The following is a 13,226-nucleotide window of genomic DNA, read 5'->3' on the forward strand; positions in this document are numbered from 1 at the left end:
TTTGGCAAACAGGAAAATTTTGTAATCCATTTGAAGCTACTCATAATCAGTTATCGGCAAGAATGATGCGGAGAAGCAATATGAGCAGCCCGAATAGAACACATAGCGCAGTGCTATTCATCGACGCCAGCGTGGTCAATGCCGACGCGCTCGCGGCCGGCGTTGCGGATGATGTACTGGTCGTGAAACTGGCTTCATGGCGCGATGGCGTCGAGCAGATCGCCACCGTGCTGCGTAACCATGCAGGCCTGGACAGCATCCAGATCGTGTCGCATGGCGCCGCCGGCCAATTGCAACTCGGCAATACCGTACTCGACAACGCTCACCTGGAGGATTATCAGGCCGCCGTGCGGGAATGGGGCGCCGCGCTGTCCGATGGTGGCGACCTGCTGCTGTTCGGTTGCGACGTCGCCGCCGGCGCGGCCGGCCAGAGCTTTGTCGATGCACTGTCGTTTGTCAGCGGCGCTGACGTGGCGGCTTCGACCGATATCACCGGCGTGCATGGCAACTGGGAGCTGGAATACCATAGCGGCGCCATCGAGGCCGCGTCCGCGCTGAGCGCCGCCGCCGAGCAGGCGTATGCCGCCGACCTGGCGCTGGTGAATAATGGCAGCAACGGCACCATCACCTTTGGCACCAACGCCAACGTCACGCTGCTCAACGCCACCGGGCTGGCGGCCGGCACCGTGGTGCACACCGATAACATTCTCGGCCTCGGACTGGACCTGTACGCGCAAAGTACCAACGGCGGCGGCGTGCAGGTGGTGAACGTCAATGGCAGCAACCTGATCGGCGTTCCGCTCAGCGACGACCGCCTGACCGTCAACGGCTCGCTGCTGTCCCCGGTCAGCTACGTCGACCTGCGCGCCAACAGCGGCGTGTTCGACGCCGTCAGCCTCAACCTCGGCAGCGGCAGCCTGGTGGGCAACCTGCTGGGCACGGTCGTGTTCACCGTGTACGCGCTGGACGCCAATTACCAGCCGACCGGCGTCGGCGTCTCGCTGACCAGCCTGCTCGTCAACGAATACGGCCTGCTGAATTTCGCCTCGATGGCCGACTTCAAGGGCATCTACGGCATCCGCATCGTCAACCCGCTGGGTTTTGAGGTGGCGATCGACGATTTGCAGATCGCCAATGCGCGCGTCGCCAACAGCATCACCTCGGCCGCCTACAACGCCGGCACCGGCGTGCTGAGCCTGACGGCGGTCGGCATCCGCGCCGGCGACGCCATCGATCCGACCAAGCTGACCATCACCGGCGCCAACGGCGCCACCTATACGCTGACGTCGTCGGTGGTCAGCGCCAGCAGCACCACGGCGGCCTCGATCACGCTGAACGCGGCCGACAAGCTGGCGCTCAACGGCCTGCTGAACAACAACGGTTCGTCCAGCGTCGATGGCAAGACCTTCAACATCGCCGCCGCCGCCAACTGGGATAGCAACCTCAGCAACGGCACCGACCTGACCGGCAATCCGATCGCGGTCACCAATGTTCAGCTGCCGACCATCAGCGCGGCCAGCTACAACGCCGCCACCCATGTGCTGACCGTCACCGGCGCCAACCTGGTGGGCGTGGTCGGCGCCAACAACGACATCACTGTCGCCAAGCTGGGCCTGACCGGCGAGGGCGGCGTTACGCGTTTCCTCAACACCAGCAGCAATGTCGAAGTCAACAGTTCGACTTCGTTCTCGGTCACGCTGTCGGGCGCCGACATCGCGGCGGTGGAAGCGCTGCTGAACAAGAACGGCAGCATCTCGGCCGGCGGCACCGCGTATTCGCTGTCGGCCGGCGATGACTGGAACAGCGTGATCGGCAATGCCAACACCGCCGTCAGCGCCGCCATCGTGGTGGTCAACAACACCAGCAACAGTGCGCCGACCATTACCGGCACCGCCACTGCCGGCGTCGGCGACAACGCCACCATCAAGCCGTTCTCCGGCGTGACCGTGGCCGATGTCAACGGCGACAACGTCAGCATGACGATCAGCTTCAACGCCGCCAACGGCACGCTGAGCGGCGCCGGCCTGTCCGGCAGCAACGGCAGCTATACGCTGAGCGCCGCCACGCCGGCCGCGCTGACGGCGGCGCTGAAGGCGCTGACCTTCACGCCGACCGCCAACCAGGCGGCGGTGGGCGTCAACGTCAGCACCACCTTTACCATGGTGGCCACCGACGCCAATGGCGCCGCTGTCACCAATACTGCCACCGTCATCACTGCCACCTCGGTCAACGATGCGCCGGTCCTGGCCGGCACGGCGGCGGCGCAGAACGTCACCGCCGGCGGCACGCTGCATCCGTTCTCCGCCATCACGCTGAGCGATCCGGATGTCGGCGCGTCAGTGATCGTCACCATTACGCCGGACAGCGCCGCCAAGGGCGCGTTCACGCCGGCGTCGCTCAGCGCGTCCGGCTTTGTCACCACCGATGGCGGCGTGACCTATACCTTGTCGGCAGCGGCGCCGGGCGCCGCGCAGGCGGCCTTGCAGGCGCTGATTTTCAAGAGCGCGGCCGGGGTCAGCGCCACCACCACGTTTACCGTCGCCATCAACGACGGCAGCGTCATCGTCAGCAACAGCGCCACCACCGTGGTGTCGGCGGTGCCGAGCGGCACCACCGCGCTGGGCGTGACGTTCTCCGCCGATACCGGCGTCAGCAATACCGACCTGATCACGCAGAGCGCCGCGCAAAATATCACCGGCACGCTCAGCAGCGCGCTGCTGGGCAACGAGAAGGTCGAAGTGTCGCTCGACAACGGCAGCACCTGGACCACCGCCACCGCTGCCACCGGCTCAACCAGCTGGGCGCTGAACGGCCAGACGCTGAGCGGTTCCGGCACCTTGCAGGTGCGCGTGACCAATCCCGGCGGCAGCAGCACGCCGCTGAGCGCCAGCTATTCGATCGACAACACGGCGCCGGCCACCACCTCGGCCAGCGTGGCGTTCTCGGCCGATACCGGCGTGCCGGGCGACCTGATCACCAAGACGGCGGCGCAAACCATCAGCGGCACGCTGAGCGCCAACCTGGCGGCCGACGAGCATGTGGAAGTTTCGCTCAACAACGGCAGCACCTGGGTCACGGCCAGCGGCAGCACCGGCAGCGCGGCCTGGTCGCTGGCCGGCCAGACCCTGACCGGCAGCAATACGCTACAGGTGCGTGTGGTGGATGCGGCCGGCAACGCCGGCGCCGCCGCCAGCAGCGCCTACCAGCTGGACACCACCGCGCCGACGGTATCGCTGAGCAGCAATGTCAGCGTGCTGAAGAGCGGCGAGCGCGCGCTCGTCACGCTCACCTTCAGCGAAACCCCGGACGGTCTGGCGCTGGGCGACCTGACCGCCAGCGGCGGCACGCTGGCCAACCTGGTGGCCACCGCCAATCCGCGCGTGTACACGGTGGAATTCACGCCGAATGCCGGCCTCAGTGGCGTGCTGGGCAGCGTCACGCTGACCAACAACAGTTACGCCGACCTGGCCGGCAACAACGGCAGCGGCGCCACCTCGTCGGCGATCTCGATCACCACGCTGGGCCCGGGGGTGGTCATCACCAGCGATGCGGCCACGCTGAAAACCGGTGAAACCGCCAACATCACGTTCACCTTCACCAGCGCGCCGAGCGGCTTTAGCGCCGGCGATATCAGCGTCAGCGGCGGCGCCATCAGCGGCCTGACCAACCAGGGCGGCGGCGTCTACACCGCGCTGTTCACGCCCGGCGCCAACGTCAGCGCGCCGGCCACCATCACCGTCGCCAGCGGCAGCTACACCGATGCCCTGGGCAACCAGGGCGGCAGCGGCGTGACGCCGGTGATCCTGGTCGACACCAAAGCGCCGACGCTGGCCATCACCAGCGACCTGGCGTCGCTGAATGCCGGCAGCGTGGCCAACATTACCTTTACCTTCAGCGAAACGCCGCTCGGGTTCACCTCCGCCGACGTGGCGGTCAGCGGCGGCGTGCTGAGCGGCTTTAGCGCCACCGCCAATCCACTGGTGTACACGGCGCTGTTCACGCCGTCGGCCGGCATCGCCAGCGGCGCGGCCAGCATCACGGTGGCCGGCGGCAGCTATACCGACCTGATCGGCAACAGCGGCACGGCCGCGCCGTCGCCGGCGGTCAGCATCGACACGGTGGCGCCGGGCACCACCGGCGCCAGCTTTACCTTCTCCAACGATACCGGCGTCAGCAGCACTGACCTGATCACCCGCACCGCGGCCCAGACTGTCAGCGGCACGCTGAACGCGGCGCTGGTGGCGGGGGAAACGGTGCAGGTGTCGCTTGACAACGGCGCCACCTGGAGCAACGCCGGCAGCAGCGTCGGCAGCGCCAGCTGGAGCCTGGGCGGCGTCACGCTGAGCGGCAGCAACACGCTGCAGGTGCGCGTCAACGACGCCGCCGGCAACCATGGCGCCGCCGCCGGCGCTGCCTATGTGCTGGACACCGCCGCCCCCACGGTGCTGGCCACCAGCGACCTCGGCGCGCTGCGCGCCGGCCAGAGCGCCACGCTGACCTTCACCTTCAGCGAAGCGCCGTCCAACTTCAGCGCCGCGTCGCTGACGGTTACCGGCGGCAGCGTCAGCGGCCTGGCCGCCACCGGCAACCCGCTGGTGTACACCGCCACCTTCACGCCGGCCGCCGGCCAGCTGGGCGTGACCGCCACCGTGCAGGTCAACGCCGGCGGCTACATCGACGCCGCCGGCAACAACGGCCAGGCCAGCCTGACGGTGCCGATCGCCATCAACACCACGCTGCCGTCGCTGCTGATCAGCGCCGACGATGTGGCGCTCAAGGCGGGCGAGGCGGCCACGCTGACCTTCACCTTCAGCACCCCGCCGGCCGGCTTCACCAGCGGCGATATCGTGTATAACAACGGCACGCTGAGCGGCTTTACCGCCACCGCCAATCCGCTGGTGTACACGGCGGTCTTCACGCCCAACAGCGGCGTCGGCGGCGGCACGGCCGACATCAGCGTCGGCGCTGGCGCCTATACCGATGCGTTTGGCAACAGCGGCAGCGGCGCCACCGGCCCGGTGATCAATATCGATACGCTGGCGCCGACCGTGGCCATCACCAGCAATGTGACGGCGCTCAAGGCCGGCGAGACCGCCACCGTCAGCTTTACCTTCAGCGAGCTGCCGGTCGGCTTTGGCGCCGGCGATGTGGTCACCGCCGGCGGCACGCTGAGCGGGCTGGCGGCGACCGCCAATCCGCTGGTCTACACCGCCACCTTCACGCCCACCGCCGGCATCCAGAACACGGCGGCCAGCATCACCATCGCCGCCGGCGCCTTCACCGACGCCGCCGGCAATGCGGCCGGCGGTGCTCTGACGCCGCCGATCGCCATCGACACGCTGGCGCCGACGGCGGTCGCCAACACCGTGCTGTTCTCCATCGACCACGGCAGTAGCAGCACCGACCTGGTGACCAACGCCAGCGCCCAGGACATCAGCGGCACGCTGGCCGCGCCGCTGGGCAGCGGCGAATATGTGGAAGTGTCGCTGGACAATGGCGCCAGCTGGAGCACCGCCACCGGCGCCGGCAGCGCCTGGTCGCTGGCCGGCCAGACCCTGACCGCCAGCGACACGCTGAAAGTGCGCGTCACCGATGCCGCCGGCAACCACGGCGCCGCTTACGCGGTCAGCTACGTGCTGGACGCCACGCCGCCGACCGCCACCATCAGCAGCAACGTCGCCGCCGTCAAGGCCGGCGAGACGGCCACCATCACGTTCACCTTCAGCGAGGCGCCGAGCGGCTTCGGCCTGGGCGACATCAGCGCCGCCAACGGCGTGCTGAGCAACCTGAGCGCGACCGCCAATCCGCTGGTGTACACCGCCACCTACACGCCGGCGGTGGGCGTCAACGGCGTCACCGACAACATTACGCTGACCGCCGGCAGCTACACCGACCAGGCCGGCAACGCCGGCGGCGGCGCCAGCTCGCCCGGCATCGGCGTCGATACGCTGGCGCCGCTGACCTCCGGCGCCAGCGTGGTGTTTTCCAGCGACGGCGGCACACCCGACCTGGTCACGAATGTGGCCGCGCAAGACCTCAGCGGCACGCTCAGCGCCAACCTGGCGGCAGGCGAGACGGTGGAAGTCTCGCTCAACAACGGCGCCACCTGGGTCAGCGCCAGCGCCAGCGCCGGCAGCAACGGCTGGACTCTGGCCGGACAGACGCTGACCAGCGGCGCCGGCCATACTGTGCAGGTGCGCGTCAGCGACGCCGCCGGCAACCATAGCGCCGCGCACAGCGTCGCCTACACGCTGGACCAGACGGCGCCGACGCTGGCGATCAGCACCAGCAAAGCGGTGCTCAACAGCGCCGATGCGCCGCTGATCACCTTCACCTTCAGCGAAGCGCCGCTCGGCTTCGGCGCCGGCAGCGTGGCGGTCAGCGGCGGCACGCTGACCGGCTTTACCGCCACCGCCAATCCGCTGGTGTACACTGCCGTGTTCACGCCGACGGCCGGGCAGGCGGCCGGCATTGGCTCGGTGACGGTGGCGGCGGGCGCCTACACCGACCTGGCCGGCAACAGCGGCCAGGCCGGGGCGACGCCGAACATCACCTACGCCACCGTGGCGCCGGGCGTGGCCATCTTCAGCGATGTGAGCGCACTGAAGGCCGGCGACACCGCCAACATCACCTTCAAGTTCAGCAGCGCGCCGACCGGCTTCGGCGTCAACGACATCGTGGTCGGCGGCGGCACGCTGAGCGGCCTGACGGCAACCGCCGATCCGCTGGTCTACACAGCGGTGTTCAGCGTCGGCGCCGGCATTGCCAACGGCAGCGGCGCGGTCAGCGTGAGCGGCGGCAGCTATACCGACAGCCTGGGCAATCTGGGCGTGGGCGGCAGCATGGCGCCGATCGCCATCGACACGCTGGCGCCGTCGCTGCTCATCAGCAGCAACGCCATCGCGCTGAACAGCAGCGGCACGGCCGTCATCACCTTCACCTTCAGCGAGACGCCGGCCGCGTTCACGCTGGGCGACATCAGCGCCACCAACGGCGCCGTCAGCAACCTGGTGCAGACCGCCAATCCGCTGGTGTACACCGCCGTGTTTACGCCGGCCGCCAATGTGGCCGCCGGCAGCGCGGTGATCAGCGTGACGGCCGGCGCCTATGCCGACCTGGCCGGCAATGGCGGCAACGCCGGCGTCTCGCCCGCCATCAGCATCGACACGCTGGCGCCGCTGCTGGGCGGCGGCAGCGTGCTGTTCTCGGCTGACACCGGCAGCAGCAGCACCGACTTGATCACCCGCACCCCCGGGCAAAACATCGCCGGCACGCTCAACGGCGGCGTGCTGGCCGTTGGCGATGTAGTGGAAGTGTCGCTTGACAACGGCGCCAGCTGGACCACCGCCAGCGCCCCTCCGGGCGGCGCGTCGTGGTCGCTGTTCGGCCAGACGCTGAACGGCAACGGCGCGCTGCAGGTGCGCGTCAGCGACGCCAACGGCAACCACGGCGCCGTCAGTACCCACACCTACCTGCTCGACGTCACCGCGCCGACGGTGGTCGTCAGCAGCGACACCAGCACGCTCAAGGCGGGCCAGAGCGCCACCATCAGCTTCATCTTCAGCGAGGCGCCGTCCGGCTTCACGCTGGGCGACCTGATCGCCACCGGCGGCACGCTGAGCGGCTTTGCCGCCACCTCCAATCCGCTGGTGTACACGGTGGTGCTGACGCCGACGCCGGGCTTCAACGGCAGCGCCAGCGTCACGCTCGGCAACAACCTGTACACCGACACCGCCGGCAACGATGGCAGCGGCGCCAGCTCGCCGGCGATCAGCGTCGACACGCTGGCGCCAACGCTGGCCATCACCAGCAGCGCCAGCGCGCTGAAGGTGGGCGAGACCGCCACCGTTACCTTCACCTTCAGCGATGCGCCGACCGGCTTCGCGCTGGGCAGCATCAGCGCCAGCAACGGCGCGCTGAGCGGCCTGACCGCCACCAGCAACCCGCTGGTGTACACCGCCACCTTCACGCCCGGCGCCGGCATCGCCAGCGGCAATGCCGTCATCAGCGTCGCCGGCAGCGTCTATGGGGACGCCGCCGGCAATCAAGGCGTCACCGTCAGCAGCGCGCCGATCGCGCTCGACACGCTGGCGCCGACCGCCAGCGGGCTTACCGTCGCCTTCTCGGCCGATAACGGCGTCGGCGGCGACCTGGTGACCAACGCCATCTCGCAAGTGCTCACCGGCACGCTGAGCGCGCCGGTGGGCGCCGGCGAATATGTGCAGGTTTCGCTGGACAACGGCGCCACCTGGATGACGGCGGCCAGCACCGCGCCCGGCCAGTGGGCGCTGACGCCGCAGCTGCTCAGCGGCAGCGGCACCCTGCAGGTGCGCGTCAGCGACGCCGCCGGCAACCACGGCAGCGCTTTCTCGGCCGGCTATGTGCTGGACCTGGTGGCGCCGAGCATGACCATCACCAGCAGCGCCACCACCCTCAAAGGCGGCGACGCGGCGACGCTGACCTTCACTTTCAGCGAAGCGCCGACCGGTTTTGCGCTGGCAGACCTGGTGGCCGTCAACGGCACGCTGAGCGGCTTTGCCGCCAGCGCCAATCCGCTGGTCTACACGGTGGTGCTGACGCCGGCGGCCGGACTGGCCGGCGCCAGTGCCGGGGTGACGCTGGCGCCCGGCCTGTACAGCGACCTGGCCGGCAACCTCGGCGGCGGCGCCGTCTCGCCGCCGATCACGGTCGACACGCAGCCGCCGGTGCTGAGCATCGCCAGCAGCGCGGCCAGCCTGAAGATCGGCGAATCGGCCACCATCACCTTCACTTTCAGCGAACTGCCGGTCGGCTTCACGCTGGGCGACATCGCCGTCAGCGGTGGCACCTTGAGCGGCTTCGGCCTGACCGCCAATCCGCTGGTCTACACCGCGCTGTTTACGCCGACGCCAGGGGTGTCGGCCGGCAGCGGCACCATCGTGGTGGCCGCCGGCAGCTTCCTCGACGGCGCCGGCAACGCCGGCGCGGCGTCGGCCATCACGCCGATCAACTACAGCACCCAGGCACCGAATACCGGCATCGCCACGGTGGCGTTCAGCAGCGATACCGGCTTGCCGAACGACCTGATCACCACCAATCCGGTACAGACCGTGCACGGCACGCTGGACGCCAATGTGCAGACCGGGCAGATCGTCGAAGTGTCGACCGACAACGGCCTCAATTGGGTCAACGCGGTGGCGCCGGTGGGCGGTTCCACTTGGACCATGGCGGCGCCGCTGTTCCTGAACGGCAGCGGCACGCTGCAGGTACGCGTCACCGATGCGGCCGGCAATCACGGCGCCGCTTACTCGGCCGCCTATGCGATCGACGTTACCGCGCCAACCGTGGCGATCAGTTCCAACGTCGGCGCGCTGAAGGGTGGCGAGAGCGCCACCATCACCTTCACCTTCAACGAACTGCCGCAGAACTTCACCGCTGCCGATATCGTGGTGCCGCCCGGCAGCGGCAGCATCACCGGCTTCACCGTCACCGCCAATCCGCTGGTGTACACGGCCCAGTTCACGCCGGCCCCCGGCTACAGCCTGCCGGCTGCGGTATCGCTGACGGCCGGCAGCTATACCGATACCGCTGGCAACCTCGGCCTTGGCGCCGCCAGCAGCGCCATCAGCATCGACGCGGCGCCGCCGACGCTGACCATCAGCAGCAGCCTGGCCGCGCTGAAGATCGGCGACACCGCAACGATTACCTTCACCTTCAGCGAACTGCCGGCCGGCTTTGCCGCCGGCGACGTCACCGCCACCGGCGGCACGCTGAGCGGCTTCACCGTCACCGCCAATCCGCTGGTGTACACCGCCGTGTTCACGCCGACGCCGGGCGTCAACGCCGGCAGCGCCGCCATCAGCGTGGCGCCAAATGTCTACAGTGACGCCGCCGGCAACGGCGGCCTGGGCAGCACCGCGCCGACGCTGACGCTCGATACGCTGGCGCCGCTGTCGGCGGCCACCGGCGTGCCGACATTCTCCAACGACACCGGCGTGGCCGGCGACCTGATCACCTTCAACCCGACGCAAACGGTCAGCGGCAGCCTGTCGGCACCATTGGCCGCCGGCGAAGTGGTGCAGGTCTCGTTTGACAACGGCGCCAGCTGGCAGAACGCCACCGTCAGCGCCGCCAGCTGGAGCCTGGCGCATACGCTGACCGGCAGCGGCGTGATGCAGGTGCGCGTGGCCGACGCCGCCGGCAACTACAGCGCCGCCAGCGTGACGCCGTACGTCTTCGACCAGACGACGCCGACCGTGACCATCAGCAGCAATATGGCGGTGGCCAATGGCGTGACGCCGGCGCAGATCACCTTCACCTTCTCCGAGCCGCCGTCAGGCTTCAGCAGCAGCAACATCAGCGTGGCCGGCGGCACCCTCGGCACACTGACGGCGACCAGCGATCCCAAGGTGTTTACCGCCAGCTTCACGCCGACGCCGGGCGTGCCGTCCGGCACCGCCACCATCACCGTCAGCGGCTACACCGATACCGCCGGCAACGGCGGCGTCAGCGGCGCCATCCCGTCGCTGCAGATCGATACCGTGGCGCCGGTGGCCGCCGCCAGCGGTGGCGTGACCTTCTCGAGCGACACCGGTACCGGCGGCGACCTGATCACCAATAATCCGGTGCAGAATCTCAGTGGCAACCTCAGCGCGCCGCTGGCGGGCGGCGAGGTGGTGCAGGTGTCGCTCGACGGCGGCCTGACCTGGCACCAGGCGGCGGTCAGCGGCACTGTCTGGTCGCTGTCGCACACGCTGTTGCCGGGCACGCGCATGATGGTGGTGCGGGTGGCCGATGCGGCCGGCAACATCAGCGCCGCCCACTCGGTGCAGTACACGGTGGACACCACCGCCCCGACCCTCACCGCCACCAGCAGCGGCGGCACGGTGGCGCAGGGCGGCGTGGCCACCATCACGCTGACGCTCAGCGATCCGGCCGTGCTGACGCAGGGCGACATCGTCGTTGCCGGCGGCGTCATCACCGGCTTCAGTGGCAGCGGCAGCACCTACACGGTGATCGTCACGCCGCCTTCCAACAGCACCACGCCGATTACGGTGAGCGTCGGCGGCAATCTGTTCACCGATGCGGCTGGCAACGGCAACGCCGCTTCGGCGCCGCTGGTCGTGAGCGTCAACACCAATCCGGCCACCAATCCAGGCACGCCGTCGACGGTGGATGGCGTGCTGCTGACCACCGTTACCGGCATCGACGCCCGCACCGGCCTGGCGACCCGCACCATCAACGTGCCGACCGTCACCACCAGCCGGCCAGAAGACACCAGCACCGAGCATGCCCACCTGGCCGACATCCCGATCGGCATCGCCGCCAGCGGCGCCAATCCGGGCACCAGCCTGGTGGTCAGCCTGCCGGTGGGCGTCGGCTTCGAAGCGGCCGGGCCATCGTCGCTGCTGGGCGGCAGCATGGCGTTGACCGACCTGATCGGTCGCATCGATGATCACACGGCCGCCGGCCAGGCCACCCGGGTGGCGATGGAGGCGCAGGCGCAGGAATTCCTGGCCGGCCTGGCGCCGAATGTGCTGCTGCAACACGCCACGCTGACCATGAGCGCGGCCAGCAACGCGGCCGCCGGGGTGGTGATCGTCGACGGCAGCGACCTGGTGGGCGCCAGCGGCGGGCCGGCCCAGCACGCGACGGTACCGGACCACACCGCCACCGCGCTGGTGATCGACGCCCGCGCGCTGCCGCAGGGCATCGGGCTGCAGCTGGACGATGTGCACTTCGCCGCCATCATCGGCGCGGCCACGGTGACCGGCGGCGCCGGTGACAACTTCTTCATCGGCGACGGCGAGGCGCAGCGCTTCGTGCTGACCAGCGGCAACGACAACGACACGCTGTACGGCAACGGCGGCGACGACATCCTGCTCACGGCGGCCGGCAACGACTACCTGAACGGCGGCGATGGCGCCGACCAGCTGGCCGGCGGCGCCGGCAACGATGCGCTGCATGGCGGCGCCGGCGGCGACGTCGTGCAAGGCGGCCGCAGCGACACCGGCCAGTGGCAGTTCTACCTGAAGGACGGCAAGGTGGTCGGCATCCACCAGACCGCGCTGGCCAACGCCAGCGGCACCGAAACGCTGACGGCGGCGGAAATCAATCAGAGTGAAGCGATCCTGAAGTTTGTCGGCGCCAGCGCCACCAAGCTCGACATGCTGTCGCTGATGTATCACGCGGCCTTCGACCGCGCGCCCGACCTGGCAGGGCTGAACTGGTGGGTACCGCATAACCTGAGCGTGCAGCAGCAGGCCGAAGGTTTCCTGCAGGCGCCGGAGGCGGTCAACGGCATCATGACGCTCAGCAATCACGACTACGTGGCCGCTTTGTTGCATAACGCGTTGGGCACGACGCCGGACGCCAGTGCGCTGGCGCCGTACCTGGCGCGGCTGGATGCCGTCGCCAGCGGCGACCTGGCCAGCCGCGCCGGCGTGTTGGCCGACATCGCCCTCAGCAGCGTGCACCGCGCCGCCTACGATAGCGGCGCCGGCCTGGCGCTGGGCGGCCAGCTGCTGACGCAGGAGCAGGGCTGGATCGCCAATTCCGGCGACGACCGGCTGGAAGGCGGCGCCGGCAACGACCTGCTGGTGGGCGGGGACGACGCCGACACCATCGTCTACAGCGGCGCCGCCAGCCAGTACAGTCTGGCGCTGAGCAAGGGCGGCGATGTCATGGTGGCCGAGCCGGACAGCGGCATCGATACCATTCGACAGATCGAGCTGGGCGAATTCAACGGCGTCACGCGCGACCTCAGCTTCACCCAGGCCGGCGCCGGCACGCTGCAGGAACTGGGTATGTTGTACCACCTGACGCTGGGGCGGGCCGGCGACCTGGCCGGCTTCCTGCACTGGCTGGGTAGCGGCTTGCAAGGCAGCGCGCTGGGCGCCGGCTTCATCGAGTCCGCCGAGTTCCACAACCGCTTCGGCGCCATGGACGATAACGCCTTCATCAACCTGCTGTACCACAATGCCGGCCAGCAGGCCGACAGCGCGGCGCTGGCCAGGTGGGACGGCTATCTGGACAGTCACAGCCGCTACGACCTGACCATCGCCATGGCGCACGACGTCACGCTGGTGGGCAGCCAGTTCGGCGCCAACGGCATGAGCCTGGTGGGTAGCTTGTAGCTTGCCATTCTAAAAGGAGGGGCAGCGGTTTTGCCCGAAGACGAACTCGACAATTTCTGAAAAAACGGCGGCATAATCGGACGCTAGTTCCTGAACAGGGGGGCGCACCAT

1 protein-coding gene is annotated in these 13,226 nt (G+C 68.9%); it reads left to right on the forward strand.

All coding sequences use genetic code 11. From position 1 onward, the window contains the following. The first annotated feature begins 80 nt into the window (after window positions 1–80). Window positions 81–13,115, forward strand: a complete 13,035-nt coding sequence (locus GTP55_RS01905) for an Ig-like domain-containing protein (RefSeq protein ID WP_161043287.1) — start codon at window positions 81–83, stop codon at window positions 13,113–13,115. The last annotated feature ends 111 nt before the right edge of the window (window positions 13,116–13,226 follow it).

It is taken from the genome of Duganella margarita (assembly GCF_009857535.1).
Lineage (GTDB): Bacteria > Pseudomonadota > Gammaproteobacteria > Burkholderiales > Burkholderiaceae_D > Rugamonas > Rugamonas margarita.

What these genes read in the sequence shown, in the direction of transcription:
- GTP55_RS01905 (WP_161043287.1), top strand. Translation starts at nt 81, where the DNA reads ATGAGCAGCCCGAATAGAACACATAGCGCAGTGCTATTCATCGACGCC.